The organism is Sediminibacterium ginsengisoli, assembly GCF_900167075.1.
In the GTDB taxonomy this organism is placed as follows: domain Bacteria; phylum Bacteroidota; class Bacteroidia; order Chitinophagales; family Chitinophagaceae; genus Sediminibacterium; species Sediminibacterium ginsengisoli.
In genome coordinates this window covers 88162-105162 of record NZ_FUWH01000006.1, presented here as the reverse complement: position 1 = coordinate 105162, position 17001 = coordinate 88162, and the positions used below count along the sequence as shown (strand labels likewise).

Below are 17001 nucleotides of genomic sequence, written 5' to 3'. Positions count from 1 at the left end.
GTTATTATGATTGTTGCTGTTGTTGCTGGAATGTGATCACGATGAACTCAGCAGGTCTTACGATGGCAACTTTCACGGTGATACGCATGATACCATCGAGAATATCGTTTGGCGTCATGGTAGTACCCAGACCAAGTTGTACGCTGTAAGCCTGCTCGGGAGCTGCTCCGGCCAGTGCACCCTGTTTCCATAAATTGAACAGGAAGTTGTTGATCATACTGGTGATGGTTACCCATGTACCTGCATCATTCGGCTCGAACACATAAGCACGTGTTGCCAGCTTCAGAGACTGCTCGATCATGATCAGCGTTCTCCTCACGTTGATATAACGCCAGTCCTGACTGTTCCCATCCAGTGTACGTGCACCCCAAACGAGTGTACCGATACCAGGGAAAGGCCTGATCACATTGATTGATTTTCCGCCGATCACATCAACGTTCATTTGCTGCTGCTGCTCGCTGGAAATATTAACAGAAGGTGCATTCACCATACTAACAGAAACGTTAGCCGGCGCCTTCCATACACCTCTTGATGCATCTACCATTGAATAGATACCTGCCATAGCTGCACTTGGCGGCAGGAGATTCAGTTTAGCCCTTATCTCTTCCAGTACATGTACATAAGTAGAACTGGATGCTTTCAGCGACTGGTGAACATTTGTTCTGGAAGCTGCCAGCTGTTCGGGAGAAAGTGCTTTCATATTTGTTACAACCTGCTTGGCCGCTTCTTCGGGCAGCAACGCGCCTAAATCCACCGACGCATCCAGTGCAGTGAAATCAAGTTCTGAAGGTTGAACAACAGCTGACTTCAGCCATGGATAGTAGGCCGCGCCATAGTTCAGGAAATTAGTGCCGATGCCATCGCGGAACGCAGATATATCTTCAGCAGCCGGACGTGAATTATCCTGCTGTACATCGAAGATTCCGAAACGGCTTTGTGTTTTAGCACAATGCTGTAATACTTTTATATAAAGCTGAATAGCGAGATCCGGTTTAGCTGCAACATCAGGGATCACTACCAGGGTTGGTTCCTGCTCTTTTTCAAGAATTGTAAAAACATCCACATCATTACCGGAGAAATCATCCATCTGGATTTCGAGGCTGTCCTTCCCTGCATACGTACCTACTGAAAGGATGTATGCAGCAGCTCCGCCGTTTGAATAGAATAACCTGATGGCGTTGTAGAAATACAATGTGTTGTTGTCATTGATCTGCACAAGCTTCTCTGCGCCGTTCAGTACAAAGGTTTCTTCTTTTGTACCTGCGGGAGCATCGGCAATTTTAAACTTTGGATGAAAACCTGCACCGAACATTTCAATATACTCCGCAAACGAAGTAATTCTTGTCGGCTTATAACGGAGAGATTTACCGTTACGTTCTGCTTTCTCGGTGTAACCGATGAAAACGGGCACTGCAGTTTCTACAGCAACTGCCGAGCCGGGGAAGGCGTTTTTTTCTTCAATGTAAACGCCAGGTGTCATTAGTGTTGCAGCCATAGCTTTGGTTGTTTTGTCGCTCAATATAATGACAAAAAATTATTATAAGAATATTTCAGAAAAAATTAATTTTTCATCTTCACTTGATGCGACTGCTGAAATAGCACCTGGCAAAGGGTTTGGTAAAAGGTTTTTCACCACGCGATATCTGCCGGTTGCTGCATCGTAATTTGCAACAAGCTGAAATGATCTGTTTGGTTTTGAAGTAAGTATGATCGGTTGAACAGATCTGAACGCGATCGCACTACGCTGATCAGGAAGTGTAATGATTTCAGGCCCTGCGAAAACTTCACCTGTATCTTTATTAATAACAGCAGGACTATCAAGTTCTTTAAGATGTTCGCTTACAAGCAAATAGCGCCAGTACGTTGACTTTGCGGCGAAACGGACAACAAACTGTCCGGCCAGTTCTTCGTGCATTCTGATCCTGCACTGACCAAATGGTTTCACAAAAAAAGTTTCCGGATAATCTTCCAGTGTAATGATATCTCTTTCAGAAACAAAGTCTTGCTCATGCAATTGATGACGCGGTGATTCTCCTGCAGCAGCTTCGTTGGTAAAACAAAACAATGAGCGACCGGGTATTTTTCCCGGGTCGCCATCAAGGCCAGCTGTATATATATAAAAGTCGGGATCTGCATTTGCGATATTCAATACCAGCACAAGATCTTCTTTCAGCAATGCAAGCTTCTCTCTTTTGTCGCCGGCAAAAATGGTATCATATACAACAGAGAATCCATCACGTCTCGCTTTGAATACCAGGCCCATGCGCTGCAGGTCGCGTGAGGTTTCAGGTGTGGGAGAAAAACTGAAGGCATGGTATTCGCCACCTGTATAATCATGTGCGAACTGTACGGAGAATAAACTTTCAAAACGGCTGTTCATACTATCGTTAACGGTTGTTATTCAGAAAACTTCATTTTTTAATCAGTTCTGCACTAAATAAAATGCACTACACCGGTTCGCTGTCTCTTTCAGAACCGGAAATGCGAGGTCTGTATTCGCGGATGACAGAACTGTCGAATGTTAACATCCTGATCTTGTAAAGAACAGAAGGCATGTATTTAGCTCCGAGCGTAGCCCACACGTTGTTCAGCTTTTCAGACCCGAGACTTTCCATTTCGAATGTCAGTTTTTCAATTCCCGCATTGAGCCTCGGTGTATTGGCAGAACTGAATACAGGTTTTTCCTGCAGGAACGCCATAATGAAAGATGTGAACCTCAATGCTTCAGGGTAATTACCGGCACTGAAATACGAAGAGAACAGCACATAAATGTTCACGCTCATAGATGTTGGCATATTCACGAGCGTTCTTGCGCCGCCGGCAAAAGCATTACTTTTTACACTCGGCTCCTTTTCAATATTGATCAGTGTAAGTAATACCTTGTTCTCGCCTTGTATGGCAACCGTTCCATCCTGGTTCACAATGCCCGACAATATCACAAGGTCTTCAGCGATCTTAAGCCGGGCACGGAAATATTCATTGAGCTCATCCGCAATACAGCTCATCGCTTCATAGATCATAACAGTTATAATTTGAGTAGTAAGGCGATCCGGGGTGAAGTGTTCAAACCGGCAGCGGCCAACAAAATAAATAAAAAGCGGAATAAAACATATAAAAAAAACAATACAAGGGATTAAATAAAATGATATTTTTAGAGCCTTGTTATGAAAAGGCTCCACCAAAGCTTACTGTTACTTTTCATGGCCGTGTATTTCGTGCTGGCCGGCACAACCCGCGCATTTTCTTCCGACAGGAATATGCGTGTTATGTATCTGTACAATACCGCTCCATCTTTATACATCACAGACACTCTTCCCAAAGCTGCTGCCGAAGCTGCTAAAAAAACAGCCGACGCTGCAAAAAAAGCTGCAACCGATGCAGCTAAGAAAGCGGTGCCGCCAAAAGTGGATGGAAATCTTTTTAAAAAAATCGCGGACATGTTCCGCTTCAGGAAAAATGCACGCGAAAGCGAAAAGAAACGCGTATTAGAGATATTCGAATCTCTTGGCGTTAACGATTCCATTGCTGCCAGTTCTGAAAATATCAAATTGTTGATCGATGAATTATCAGTGCGTGAAAATCAGCATTACGATACATTGATCGCTATCATCACTGAAATAAGGAATGCCGGTAAACATGTTCCGGCCGACAAACCGAATGCTGCACAGGACACTGTACCTCCCGAACCTTCCGAAAGCAAAGTGGTGACCGACAAAGACATCGAAGACCTTACCAATAAACTGCTGCCGCTGATCTCTGAAAAAGTGAATGAGGATAAATCAGATTCCAAAAAAAGAGAAGCGCTGAAAGCATTACGCAAGCTTCGCTTCGGTGCCAATGAAGTTCAGTACCTCACCGATACGGCAAAAGGGATCATCAAACCTTACCGGCTCACTATTAAGAACAAAGCTGAAGTATACGGTATCTATAATTACAACAGCACCAATGATGATGATTACAAATTCGGTTATCTGAACAGCATTATCTACAATGCACTTTTCATTAACGGCAAAACAGGCGATATCAAAAACCTGAATGGCTGGGATCAGTCGCAGGTGATCACCGATGCACAAAAAGCCGGATGTAATGTTATTTTCACCGCTGCGATCTCACAGCCGGCCAGTGTTGCAAGTTTTCTCGGCAACCAGGCGAGTCAGAAAAAATTTGTAGACAACGCCATTTATCTGCTCAAACTTCGCCGTGCCAAAGGAGTGAATATTTCCTTCACTGATATTCCCTCACAGGAACGAGATCGTTTTTCTGTTTTCATTAAATTCCTTTCGGAAGTACTGAAGGTCCAGGACAGCACCTATAAAGTGCTTATCACCATTCCCGCTTATGACCGCTGGAAAGTATATGATCTTGCTTACCTGTCTAATTATGCAGATCATTTCATTGTGGATTTCACCAAACTGGATCCGGCATCGAAAGGGCCGATTGCACCGTTACGCGGAAAAGCAGATTACACCATCGAGACAAGTATATCCCGTTATCTCAATGAAGATGTAGCACCTGAAAAACTGGTCGTATCGCTCCCCTATTCCGGAGCCAAATGGCAGATCGGCCAAAATGGCGATGCGCGTTTTATACAGTACAATACCTACAGTGAGATCAGGAACAGGTATAACTGGCCTGTTTATTATGATGAGATGAGTGGTAATGCCGTGATGGATTCTCTCAACAGCAGGCAGGTGCCGGTACGCAGCATCTGGTACGATGATGAAGTATCGCTGGGAGGCAAATACGATTATATTCTGGAGAACGGACTTGGCGGCGTGAGCGTGAATGCGCTTGGATACGATAAAGGATTCGGAGAACTCTGGGACATGCTGGCTTATAAATTTGCCGTGATCGATACCGTGTTTCAGAAAGACAGTCTGCTCATCAAACATGTACCCGCGGATCTTGGGTTCATCGACAGGCTGAAACGTAAAATGGCATTATACTGGTATATCCTTAAAAATCCTTGTGAGATCTGTTTTGAAGACATCAAGGATCCTGCCTACCGTGATGTAGTGTATCAATACCTGGCAGATCTGCGCGTTGACTCACTGATCAACGACGCCAACAAAAAAAGGCCGCTCGATAAAAGATTCATCAGCAGGTTCGAATATATCAACCATGAACTGACTTCTTTCCTTGGCTTGCTGACACTTGTCTTTTTACTGCTGGGTCTGATCTGTGGCGGCATTTATATCTACCAGATCAAAGTGAACAGTGTGGAATGGAAATGGAAAAAGTATGGCGAGATCACACTCATAGTGGTTGCAGTCTTCTTTATTCTTTTCTTTTTTGCGTACCTGTTTACAAACGATTCCATTCCATTATTCGGTGCTACGCCGGCTAAAAGTCCGGCAGCAGTTATAATCGGCGAAACTTCAGCAACGGATACAATTGCGGGTGTATCGGCGGCAACGCCGCTTGCAGACGAATCTGCAGATACACTGATCGCGGATATCGACACATCAACAGCCTGTGTAACAGATCCGTCTACCACCTGTATCAATATGCCATTACCAACGCTCATGGCAATCATCCTGGCAGGCATGATCGCGGGATTATTACTGACACGCTATCTGATCATGCCGTTGTTAAAACGGAACGATATTCCCTAACCTCGCGGCTTAAAATATAACACCATGGCATTAACCGATACCGCCGGCATATTCAGGTTTCATAAAGAGCAGATCAGGCTGTATGGCCAGGATCATGTGGGCGCACTAGGCTGGGAAGATTACGAAGGCCAACAGGTGCGTTTCAGTGTGCTGGCAGACATTGCCGATCTTAACCATCATTCCGTGCTGGATGTGGGTTGCGGCCATGGCGATCTCCGCGCCTATCTCGGCGAACGCTATCCGCATCTTCGTTATTTTGGCGTAGAACAGATTCCAGATCTGCTGAATATTGCTATTCAGAAATACAGTCATCTTCCCGAAACACTTTTTTTCCAGGGCGATTTTGAGCAGGCTGAATTGCCTGTTACAGATTATATACTTTTATCCGGCGCATTGAATTATTACAATACAGACCCGTTGTTCGTGTTGCGCATGATTGAGAAATTATATAATAACTGCCGGAGAGGATTTGGCTTTAACCTGCTGAGTTATGCGTGGCCACCGGATGGGCTGATCGTATCCTACAAGCCGGAGTTCATCACAGAATACTGTAAACGGCTATCTGCAAATGTTGTTTTCCGTAATAACTACAGGGAAAATGATTACACCATCTTTATGTATCACTGAGTGCTGTGTAATTAAACCTGCTTCGGATTAAATGCCTGCATGGAGTATTGAGCAGTATCTTCTCCCGGTTGTACTGCCGGTACAAAAGCACTGTCGGTTTTGCGTTGTGTGGTGACGGCTTTTACCATATCGGCAATTCCATCCTGGTCGAGAGGTTTCTTGTCGGCAGGCTTGCCCCCTCCTTTTGCAAATTTACTTTTGGCCTGTACGGCAGGAACAGCTGGCATGGACTGTGCATGCGTACCCGTTTCATGTGCAGCCGCTGTTGTGCTTTTGGAATTGTTATTGTATGAGGTATTCTTTTCGATATCCATTAATATATACTTAGCTGCAGGTGGTTAGCCTAGCGTTTTCTGTACAATGCATAAAGTTGATCAACGGGTAGTTTATCCTGTCTGAACAATGCCATCTGTTCTTCATTAGCCCCCATGGCAGCCAGTGATTCCTGTACTTCTTCGTTCTGGTAATTCTGACGGGCATGCGCAATGAAGGTCATGGCGTCGTGCGATTTGCCTGCAGAGGTATCAGCTGAATTTGCCCCCTTGCCCCACCAGCCTTTGTCTTTCCCGGTCTGCTTGATATATCTGGTTAAACCTGCTCCGGCTTTGATGCCTTTACCACCTGCAACAAGACCGGCACCTACTGCGGCACCAACACCTGTTGCACCTGCTCCTACCACGGTTGCATGTCCGGCGGTTTCCACACCTGAAGCCACAGCATTCACAATGGCACGGTTCCTTTGTTTTTCACGCACAACTGCTGCGCGTTTTGCGATCTGCAGCATCTGGTATTGTTCCAGCATGCTTTTATCTTTATATCCTTCCTTGCCAAGTTCGCTCAGGGTTACATCGCCAGGGCCAACAGATGCGATCCGGGAAAATTGGGTTTCCAGTTTTTTCTTCTGTGAATCCGTGTAAACAGCGTTACCTGCATTTCTTGCAGTATCTACTGCCGCTGATGCCAGACCAATACCCGGAACGGCTGCACTTCCTGCAATGGAAGCAGCGCCACCGGCAATACCGAGTCCGCCCTGCACCAGGTCCATTCCGCCGTTCAGGGCTCTTCTTGTATCTTTTGTTGCAATTCCCTTGGCAAGGTCCATTGTTCCGGTAATCGTTGGAACAGCTCCTCCTATTACACCTACAGAGCCGCCGAGTGCGGAAGGGCCTGTGTCTACCTTATTATCCTGGATTGCCTTGATTGCGCCTTTAAGGGCACCGCCTGCAGATGCTGCCGGCAATACACTGCCTGTGAGCGTATTCAGCCGATCGGTATTCTGTGCTTCACCTTTCACGGCCATTGCTTTACCGGGAGCGGAAGCAACTGCATCGCCTGCTTTTCCGAAGAAGTTTTTTGTTTTATCCCAGAAACCACCCTGTACAGGTGCCAGGTTTGAAGAAATACTTACGGGATCAGTTTTTTTTTCCGCTGAATGCTGTATTGCTGTAAAGCTTTTGCACCCATCACATCGGCTTCGTGTTCCAGACCGGCATCATCGTTCACTGGCACTGTTCCTTTCATCTGCATGGTAGGCTTTACCCGTCCCTGTTTTTGCTGTACTACATGCCAGGCTTCATGTGCCAGGTGTTTCTCCTGTCCGGATGCAACATGAATATCTGTTCCCTGTGCATAGGCATGCGCCTGGATAGCAGCCGGTTTCGGAGAATTATAATGCACTTTCACATCATCCATTGAATAGCCCGACATGTTTTCAATACCAGATTTGAGATTGTCCGGCATGCCGGTATTGTTGGTTGACTGTGTATCTTTTTCACGCTGTATCGTTCCGAACTTTCCCTGTAAAGGCTCATCCTCATCCATTTTCTGGATCGCTTCGAATTTGCCCTGCAAAGCTTCATCCTCATCCATCTTCTGAACCGTTTCGAACTTACCCTGCAAAGCTTCATCCTCATCCATCTTCTGAACGGTTTCGAACTTACCCTGCAATGCTTCATCCTCATCCATTTTCTGAACGGTTTCAAACCTGTCCTGTACCGGTTCGTCTTCTTCCACCCGCTGCACTGTTTCTGATTTTGCCTGTGCAGGTGCTACGGCCGGCAGTACCTTGCCATTCTGTTGCTGTCCGGTATGATCGTCACGACGGTCTTTCCTGGCATTTTCTGCATTGGTCTTGTTGTACATGGGTAATTGTTTATGCTTGCCTGCTGGTTTTCCAGGGCCATTAAATATACTTCTTTTTTGCTTTTTTTCTAAATTTCGGGAAAAACATCAGACAGCCGGGTGTTCATTATCTTTAGCCTATGCATCATTTATCGATCTGGGAAAAGGAAACATATTATTCACCGCAGGATATCATCATTGCAGGCGGTGGCCTGATGGGACTATGGACTGCCTTCGAACTCAAAAAAAGAAACAACGCACTGCGGATCAGTGTTGTTGAAAGAAACCCGGTGCCTCTCGGTGCCTCTTCCCGTAATGCCGGTTTTGCGTGTTTCGGCAGTCCTACGGAGCTGATCCATAACATGCGTAGCATGGGTAAAGATGCGATGCTGGAAGTAGTGGAAATGCGTTACAAAGGCATTGAAAAGATCCGTTCTTTTTTTAAAGATGATGAAATTGCGTTCGATCCCTGCGGCGGCTTTGAATGTATCGATCACACTTACGACTCCTGGCACGAGCTTCCGGGTCTGCTGGATGAACTGAATGATGCTTTAAAACCTGTTACCGGTATCAGCCAGGTGTTCAGCTATGCGAATGACCAGATACAGGAAAAGGGATTACGGAATTTCGACGCCATGATCTCCAACCCGCTCGAAGCAGGGCTTCACAGCGGCATGCTGCTGCAGGGGCTCAGCCGCCTGGTGCAATCCATGGGCGTTCAGTTGTATTACGGCCTTGAAGTTACAGGCTGGGATGAAGGCGAACCGGTAACGGTCCATACCAGCCAGTTTAACATGCAGGCCGGCCGGTTATTGCTTTGCTGCAATGCATTTACAAAAGACCTGTTCCCGGCATCGGGCGTTGTTCCTGCAAGAGGACAGGTGATTGTAACATCACCAGTACCCGGACTTACCATGAAGGGTACTTTTCATTACGACGAAGGCTTTTATTACTGGCGAAACCTTGGTAACCGTATCCTGCTCGGCGGCGCAAGAAACACGGCGATCGATGCCGAGCGAACCACTGGTTTTGAAGGTTCCGGCGAAATCCGGATCCGGCTCGAACAGTTTTTGAGGGAACATCTGTCACCCCGTTATTCCTATACGATCGATCATCACTGGAGCGGCATCATGGGTTTTACAGATAATGGTATGCCTTTACTGGAAGCTGCGGGGGAAAAAACGGATGCCGTATCGGCCTGCAATGGCATGGGTGTGGCACTCACGCCTGTTTTTGCAGAAAAAGTGGCGCAACATCTGCTGCGTTATTTTTAACGGTATATCTGTAACAACTTGTCTATTTTTGCGCGCAACATTTTAATATGAAAAAGATCATCCTGTCCGCACTGCTTGCGGTTGTATTGCTGAACAGCTGTAAGGATAAAGAAGATAATACGGAAAATACTCCGGCTGCACCTGCCATTCCCGCACCTGCGGCAATCGGCTATAACATTATTAAGGTATATCCGCACGATACATCATCCTATACCCAGGGACTCATCTGGAACGATGGGAAAATGTATGAAGGAACAGGCATGAGAGGTGTAAGTAAATTACGTGTTGTTGACCTGAATACCGGCAAAGCCACCAAAGATCTCGCACTCGGAAATACTTATTTCGGAGAAGGTGTAACCATCCTTAATAACAAGATCTATCAGCTCACCTGGGAAGAGCATAAAGTGTTTGTATACGATATGTCGTTCAAAAAGATCCAGGAATTTGAATGGCCTTATGAAGGCTGGGGCCTTACCAACGATGGCAAAAGCCTGATCGTTTCTACAGGCGGCAGCAATCTTTATTTTGTAGATCCGGCCAGTTTCAAAATTGAAAAAACAGTGGGCGTTACAGATAACAATGGTTATGTAGACAGCCTCAATGAACTGGAATATGTAAATGGCAGTGTGTATGCAAACCGGTATGGTTATGATTACATCCTGAAAATTAATCCGACATCAGGACTGGTGGAAGGAAAGATAGACCTCTCTGACCTGCTGCGCAAATCCGGTGCGGCATATGATCCGCGTTCTGTCGATGAAGGTTACGTGCTGAATGGCATTGCCTATGATTCCACCAAACAAAGCTTTTACATCACCGGCAAAAGATGGCCGGTACTTTGTGAAGTGAAGTTCAACTGATAAAACTTCCTGAATTACTTTTTTGAAAAGATGTAGATCACAGAACTGCATCTTTTTTTATTGCCCACAGCTTTGAGATTAGACATCAGTCCAACCCATGCTGCACGAAACAGGTTGCTTTTACCCTTGCGGTATTGCTCGCTCAGCATGGCTACGTAAAAACTGTCGAACCACATGGGTTTAACGCCTGTTAATACAAAACCCTCAGCCAGCATCATCTGTTCCATACCCGCAGGGGAAAAATGATACAAGTGACGTGGCACATCGTATGCTGCCCAGTATTTTCCGTACACTTCTGCATCTTGACTGGTATAATTGGGAACTGCAATGAGCAGTCGTCCATTCTGGCGGAGAACGGCAGAAAATCTTCTGATATAGCCATGCAGATCGTGCACATGTTCCATCACATGCCAGAGCGAAATGGCATCGAACTGATCCGGTGCAAGCTGGTATAATTCGCCGGGAGCGAGCAGCTGTATACCGTTCTTCTCCGCTGCCACATTTCGTGCGGTATCATCAGGTTCCAGGCCGGTTACCTGCCAGCCTGCCTGTTTCATGATCCCGGCGAAGGCACCGGTTCCGGCACCCACGTCAAGCAGCGAACCTTGTTTCCGGTCTGTCACCTGCTGAACAAGTGATCTTTTCTTCTGTAAAGTATAATTGCGGACTGCATGGTATAGTTTATTGATCAGACCCTGTTTGGTATCCGAGTGAGATACATAAGCATCCGACTGGTAATAAGGTCCTATGTTTGCTGCATCGGGTACGTCCTGGGTAAAGCGGTTAGAGCAATGATTGCAATGCCATATTTCAAACAGTTCATGGCTAACGGTATAATCTTCGGCAGAAAGTACCGGATTGATATCAGCACTGTTGCAGCAGGGGCAATGACTATAATTGATATTCTTGCTCATAAATCTTCCGGAAACAGGTTATGCATAATAAAAAAGTATGGCGCTGATACCGGCCAGGAGCAGTATAACAGCATAGATCCACCACGATCCGGAGCGCTCTTCGGCCACTTCTTCTTCCACTATTTCTTCGTTAACCGGGGTTTCAGCGGGAGAATATTCTGTAGTTGATGAAGTTTCAGTAGCAATAACAGCCTGTTTTTTTTCAAGGGCTGCCACCCCATCGGGCAATGATACAGCGGGTAATATATGTTCGGGTGTGGCTGCCGAGAATACCAGCCTGCCGGCAGAATGATGAAGCTGCCCGATTCCTGTAAGCGTAACACCTTCTTCAACAGCTTTCTGTTTCAGAGAAACGGCGTAATCGCGGAAACGACGGATCGCATCTACTTCATCAACATTCATTTCTGCGGCGATAAAATCAAAAAAATGTTTGTCGGCGGTAACCTGCCCTTCCACGAACGAAATACGCGGAGCGGGAGCCAGCAGCAGACGGCCGGAATCGTCAACAGAAGCCGGCGTCACTTCCATAGTGAACTGACCAATATCAGGAATAGCAAGCTTGCTATATATTACAAAATATTTGTACAGGTATTCTTCCATGGGGTTAGTTTAGCGGAACGAATATACAACTCCGCCCAACACATTCAACCCTACTACTTCATATTGATTCCAGCGCTGGTATTTATTATTGAGTACATTATTCAGTTGTAACCACAGGTTCAGCCTGCGCATCACAGCAAATTCAGCACCGATATTGAGGTCCGCAGCAGGATCCAGCTTGCCGCTTTGCAATGCCGTATTACGGTATTGAGCGCCATCCCAGATAAATGCATCGGCCTTGAGCTGCAGGTCTTTCAGCACTTTCCAGCGCAATGAACCGTTGATCTCCAGCGGCAGCAGTCCCCATGCTTTTTCATTTTGCTCCAGCGACGTGAATTGCCGGTAGGTTGCACCTGCAGAGAGAGAAAATTTTTCCTGTACATTATACCCTACTTCTCCGTAAAGTTTCAGCATTTCAAGCTTGGGCTCAAATAATACGGTGAATGTTTTTCCATCCATTGCATCATTCACAAACAATGGCTGGTTATTCAGGCGGACAAAAGACAAGCGCGCTTTATAGGTGAAATGATTCCCTGCTGCTCCTTTAATGCCACCATATTGTTCACTTACTTTCGTATTCAGGAAAGGATTTGCGGGACGTTCCACCCATGGGTTGAAATCTGCAAGCGACCTGTAATTGTTCTTGTTATAATAGCCTTTCCATCCGGCTTCCGCGATCAGCCCAACATCGGAGATCTTCGCTTCAGCGGTAATATCAGGTAACAGGGCAAATTTCTTGTTATCCCAGGTAGTCTGCACTCCCAGGTTGAGTTTGAAACCGGCTGCGGCATATTGAACGGAAGGACTAACATAAAAAAGATTATTGTTGAACTTCAGTGTATTAGGTATCATCCTGAATTGCGTGGATGAAATATCGGCAGTGATCCCGATGTCCAGCGCATAATTTTCACCGAAGGTTTTGCGTACCGGGGCGCGGGCGATCAGGTTATATTCCTGCCCGTTGCTGTTATCTGAAAAGTAGTTCAGTCTCAACTGTGGATGATATGTGATATTGAACTCTCCGGGCACTTTGTTCTTCATCCCGATCTCTATGCCCGCATCATTATACCGGCGAAGCAGATTTTCTTTTGTATAGCTGATGGTGCGTGGTTCATATCCGTAGAAATACCGGGTGGTATTGGTATAGAATGCTTTGGTGGTCCATTCATGTCCGCCGTTGCTGTTCAGGATAGAAATAGCTTCCACACCGAACTTGCTGTATTGCTGCGCGAAAAGATTGCCTTTGTTAGACAGGTACCCAGCACGGAGGTTTGTGATGCTGCGTTTGCCATCGCCGAATGAAAATGCGCCTTCTGCCAGCAAAGTGCTGAAATTACCCACTCCTAATTTCACATAATGATCATTGTTCCAGGTAATGCTGGTATCAGGTTTCAATGCTACCGGCTTGATGGGTACAGGCTGGTAAGAGAATAAAAGATTCTGCGCCGGAATATTATACACTACCGGTGTGCGGGATGAATCGATCACAGGAGTAGCTGCAGTAAAATTGATCTTGGCTGCAGTCTTCAGCGATGGTTTAAACGCTGAGGTAATTGTTACCACACGCGGCGCTGAGGTATCACCCAGTGCTTCCTTGGTTATTTTCTGTGCTGATGCGGTAGAAATATCCGCAGTTGTTGTTTTTTTAGCAGATGCAGGTTTCGCTGCCGGCTTCTTTCTGGCCTTGTTTTTTGTTGTTGCTTTCTTACGCGCGCTCTGCTGTTTTGTGGCTTTACCCTTTTTGCTTCTGCTTTTTTGTGCTTCAACAGCAGTGGTTGTTATGCAAACCACAACGAGCAGCAATAATATGGATTTAATGTACTTCATGTATGCAGCTTTACTGTTGTTCAACTTTATTTGATTTATTCTTTTCTTCCACTACCTGAGCCAGTTTTCGCTGTGCTTCGGTTTTCAATTCTGCAATTGCAGCATTCTCTGCGATGCTCTTGTAAGTAGCTTCGGCATTGAACAGATCTTTCTGTTTGAAATAAATATCGCCCAGCAGCATATAGCTTTTGGTAACCCAGTACTCGTAAGATCCTGATTTTTTGATCACATCAAAAGCTGCTTTCTCTGCATCTGCAAGTTTATCCTGTTGCAGCAGCAGTTCTGCAATACGATATTGCGCTTCAGCACTGTACTCCGATTTGCCGGTAGCAATTACCTGCCTGTACGCAGCTGCCGCCTGTTCTGCTTCGTTGTTCAGGTGGTGGTTACGGGCTACGACCATACTGGCCATCATCCTGTCGTCGGTTGCAATTCCTTTTTCCTGTAACAGTTCCTGGGCATTCGGGGCCGCTTCTTTCCATTTCTGCGCTTTGAACTGGCAGCGTAATAATCCGCGCATCGCTTCCAGCCTGTTCTCCTGTTGAGTTGCCAGTTCTTTTGCCTGGATGAAATATTTCTCTGCGTTCACATAATCTTTCAGATCAAAATAATAGATCCTTGCAGCCTGGAGCGCGCTTCGTTCCGCGAATCTGTTTTGCGCTTTGCCGGCAACCGTTGCATAATAGGTTAACGCATTCTTCGCATCTTTTTCTGAAATATAGATCTCTGCTGAGAAATAATTGGCTTCAAGATTATAACGGCCATCAGGGAATTTAGCGAGATAAGCTGCAAAACCCGTTTTCGCGCCAGCCATATCTTTCGCATCATAGCGAAGCATCGCCGAACGGAAGGTCAGTGAATCTTCTTCATTATAGGTTACCGGCTTGCCATTCTCACGCATGAATGTTACAAATTCGCCGGGTTGCTGGTTCTCTACAAATAAGTTCCGGATATACTCTATCGCATCTGTACTTTCCTGCGTATTCGGGTAAGTAGCTACCAGTTTTTTAAACTGTGCAAGCGACTCCGTGTTTTTATCCAGGTTGAAATAGGCTACACCCAGCTTCAGGTATGCTTCGGGATGCAATGCTGTTGCCTTATTATCTTTTACAATGCGGTTCAACGGTTCTATCGCAGCCTGGAAGTTCTCATCTGCCAGGTAAGTATTGGCAATTTCCAGGTTGGCTTCCGATTTATAAGCAGAAGCCGGGAACTGTCTTTCCAGCGACTGCAGCAATGCGATCTTCTCGTTATTCTTATTCGATGCACCTGCAATCACAGCTTTCTGGAACAATGCATAGTCCGCTCCGGGCAATTGCTGGTTCAGCACCTGCTCATACATGCGTAAAGCCTGTTTGAAGTCCTTCGCCATAAAATGACAATCCGCCGTACGCAGATAAGCATCCTGCTGGATCTGGCTGGAAGTTGACGGAACCGAACCTGCGATCTGTGAAAAATTCTCACGCGCTGCTGCATAATTCTCATTTTTGAGTAACGCATAGCCGAGACTATAACGTGCATTAAGCGTATTCACTTCGCCGTTTACCGATGGGTTCTTCAGGTAATTTGTCAGATGTGTAATGGCCGCATCCGTATTGCCTGTGCGGTACGCGATCTCCCCTTTCCAGAAATAAGTAAATGGCAATTGCTGATTATTATAAGGTGCTGTCAGTACTTTGGTAAGCAATTCATCTGCCTGGATGATCTGCTGGTCATTGATCAGTTCCACAGCTCTTCCATATAAAAGACGCGGATAGATCTTTACCGCATTTTCACTCTTGCCGGGCAGGCTTTCGTACAGGGCAAGTCCTTCGCGGTAATTACTGGTATTGGCCATGGTGCTTACCAGTAGTTCCTTGGCTTCCTGCTGCAGCGCGGATGACGGATATGCTGCCAGGTAATCCTTGAATCCTTTCAGCGCAATATCCATATAACCAAGGTCGTATGAAAGTTTGGCGTAATTAAATAACGAGATTTCTTTCTGTACGGCGTTACTGTTATTCGCTGCACAGAACTGAAATGCACTTCTTGCGTTCTGTTTATCGTTCACTTTCAGGTACGCGTCTGCAAGCAGGTACATGCTGTTCTGCGCCAGTGAATCTGCGCCGCCGCCGAGTTGTTTGAATCCTTCTATCGATTTGGGCCAGTTTTTGGCTTCATAATAACAGTAGGCTAATTCATACAGATCTTCCCTTCTTACTTTATCTTTTGCTGCCACATATTGTTCCAGGTAAGGGAGGGCTTTCGCATATTGCCTTTTCTCAAACAGGAGATGCCCCACCAGCTGTTTCAGCTGCAGATCGTAATACTGACCACCGCGGGAAAGTGCGGCTTCTCCGTAAGACAAAGCCTGGTCGCGGTCGCCGCTGAAATAATAGATCTCTGCAATATAGAAGGGAACGATATTCTGGTAAGTCTGAGATTTTTCCGCGATCCGGAAGCTTTCCAGCGCCTGCGTATAGTTCTTGTCGTTGAACGCGATAAAACCATAATAATAATTGGCATCAGTATAGTTCGGATCTTTCGGGAGCTGGCGGATCGCATTGAACAAGGGCCTGGCTTTGTCGAACTGCTGCATCGCAAAATACCCATAGGCCTGGTGGAATTTCATCTCCGCTATCTCGCGGTTGCTCAGGTTGGCAATATTCGTTTTCTGGTAGTATTCCTGTGCTTTGGTGAGATCACGTGTGCGGTAATAATATTCTGCAAGATGATAACTCATCATCTGTACGCGTGGCACATCATGTTCCAGCGTTACAAAAGCGACAGCCTGCGGTTCAGCAGCCGCATCGTTCAGTTGCAAACCGCAAAGGATCGAATAATATTTCGATTCCAGCTGCACGGTTGCAGGGAACCCGGATTTTTCGATCCCGTTATTGTATAAGGTTTTAAATACAGGATAAGCAAGACTGTATTTTTCCTGCTGGTAAAGTTCTTTGGCCGATTTGAATGCGGCGTCCGGATCCTGTAAAAGCTGTGTGGTCTGCGCGCCGGACAGCAAACTGCTGATGGTTCCGGCAGCAAACAGGAATATTCTGATGAGTTTCTTCATAGTGGTTGGGCTGACTGAACAAAGATTTCAGTTTCTTTCTTAATAAAAAGCAAAAACCTGTTCTAAAGGTACCACGGGAGTCGGGTAAGAAGGCTTCAACAGGCGTTTTGT

The 17001-nt window shown here is 46.1% G+C and carries 14 protein-coding genes; 4 read left to right on the top strand and 10 right to left on the bottom strand.

All coding sequences use genetic code 11. From position 1 onward, the window contains the following. Window positions 1-4: 4 nt before the first annotated feature. The 3 genes from B5D42_RS11530 to B5D42_RS11520 form a co-directional block, all read right to left on the bottom strand. Entirely contained in the window at window positions 5-1495 is a 1491-nt protein-coding gene (locus tag B5D42_RS11530; RefSeq protein ID WP_078831777.1) for a phage tail sheath family protein, read from the bottom strand. A gap of 42 nt (window positions 1496-1537) precedes the next feature. Beyond that, the gene (locus B5D42_RS11525) at window positions 1538-2380 is read right to left on the bottom strand and encodes a hypothetical protein (RefSeq protein ID WP_078831665.1); all 843 of its coding nucleotides are present in this window, start codon (window positions 2378-2380) and stop codon (window positions 1538-1540) included. A gap of 67 nt (window positions 2381-2447) precedes the next feature. Beyond that, window positions 2448-3020 (bottom strand): Pvc16 family protein, encoded by a 573-nt coding sequence (locus B5D42_RS11520; protein WP_078831664.1) that lies wholly within the window; start codon window positions 3018-3020, stop codon window positions 2448-2450. A 144-nt stretch (window positions 3021-3164) separates the two neighbouring features. Between B5D42_RS11520 and B5D42_RS11515 the strand changes: the two genes are divergently transcribed. Together B5D42_RS11515 and B5D42_RS11510 are read left to right on the top strand one after the other, a co-directional pair. Continuing rightward, window positions 3165-5615: a glycoside hydrolase family 18 protein gene (locus B5D42_RS11515; protein ID WP_078831663.1), complete on the top strand. Its 2451-nt coding sequence runs from the start codon at window positions 3165-3167 to the stop codon at window positions 5613-5615. 24 nt (window positions 5616-5639) lie between these two features. Then, window positions 5640-6242: a class I SAM-dependent methyltransferase gene (locus B5D42_RS11510; RefSeq protein ID WP_078831662.1), complete on the top strand. Its 603-nt coding sequence runs from the start codon at window positions 5640-5642 to the stop codon at window positions 6240-6242. A gap of 11 nt (window positions 6243-6253) precedes the next feature. On the opposite strand, the gene B5D42_RS11505 is transcribed toward B5D42_RS11510, so the two are convergent. The 3 genes from B5D42_RS11505 to B5D42_RS11495 form a co-directional block, all read right to left on the bottom strand. Then, on the bottom strand, window positions 6254-6556 hold the full coding sequence (locus tag B5D42_RS11505; RefSeq protein ID WP_078831661.1) for a hypothetical protein: 303 nt from the start codon (window positions 6554-6556) through the stop codon (window positions 6254-6256). Window positions 6557-6585: 29 nt separating this feature from the next. After that, window positions 6586-7536, bottom strand: a complete 951-nt coding sequence (locus tag B5D42_RS11500) for a hypothetical protein (RefSeq protein WP_139367122.1) — start codon at window positions 7534-7536, stop codon at window positions 6586-6588. A 110-nt stretch (window positions 7537-7646) separates the two neighbouring features. After that, window positions 7647-8384 (bottom strand): eCIS core domain-containing protein, encoded by a 738-nt coding sequence (locus tag B5D42_RS11495; protein WP_078831659.1) that lies wholly within the window; start codon window positions 8382-8384, stop codon window positions 7647-7649. Between the two features lie 119 nt (window positions 8385-8503). Between B5D42_RS11495 and B5D42_RS11490 the strand changes: the two genes are divergently transcribed. Both B5D42_RS11490 and B5D42_RS11485 read left to right on the top strand, forming a co-directional pair. Next, window positions 8504-9637 carry an NAD(P)/FAD-dependent oxidoreductase gene (locus B5D42_RS11490; protein WP_078831658.1) on the top strand — a complete coding sequence of 378 codons (1134 nt, stop codon included), beginning with the start codon at window positions 8504-8506 and terminating at the stop codon, window positions 9635-9637. A 47-nt stretch (window positions 9638-9684) separates the two neighbouring features. After that, a complete protein-coding gene (locus B5D42_RS11485; RefSeq protein WP_078831657.1) occupies window positions 9685-10497 on the top strand; it encodes a glutaminyl-peptide cyclotransferase in 813 nt (270 codons plus the stop codon). 14 nt (window positions 10498-10511) lie between these two features. Here the strand turns inward: B5D42_RS11485 and B5D42_RS11480 are convergent, their stop codons facing one another. Genes B5D42_RS11480 through B5D42_RS11465 form a run of 4 tightly spaced genes read right to left on the bottom strand, consistent with a single transcriptional unit; the run spans window position 10512 to window position 16890 of the window. Further along, complete coding sequence (locus B5D42_RS11480; protein WP_078831656.1) at window positions 10512-11411, bottom strand: methyltransferase domain-containing protein; 900 nt, start codon at window positions 11409-11411, stop codon at window positions 10512-10514. A gap of 18 nt (window positions 11412-11429) precedes the next feature. After that, window positions 11430-12011, bottom strand: a complete 582-nt coding sequence (locus B5D42_RS11475; RefSeq protein WP_078831655.1) for a hypothetical protein — start codon at window positions 12009-12011, stop codon at window positions 11430-11432. A gap of 9 nt (window positions 12012-12020) precedes the next feature. Beyond that, window positions 12021-13838, bottom strand: a complete 1818-nt coding sequence (locus B5D42_RS11470) for a hypothetical protein (protein WP_139367121.1) — start codon at window positions 13836-13838, stop codon at window positions 12021-12023. Window positions 13839-13848: 10 nt separating this feature from the next. Beyond that, on the bottom strand, window positions 13849-16890 hold the full coding sequence (locus B5D42_RS11465) for a tetratricopeptide repeat protein (protein ID WP_078831653.1): 3042 nt from the start codon (window positions 16888-16890) through the stop codon (window positions 13849-13851). Window positions 16891-17001: the final 111 nt, after the last annotated feature.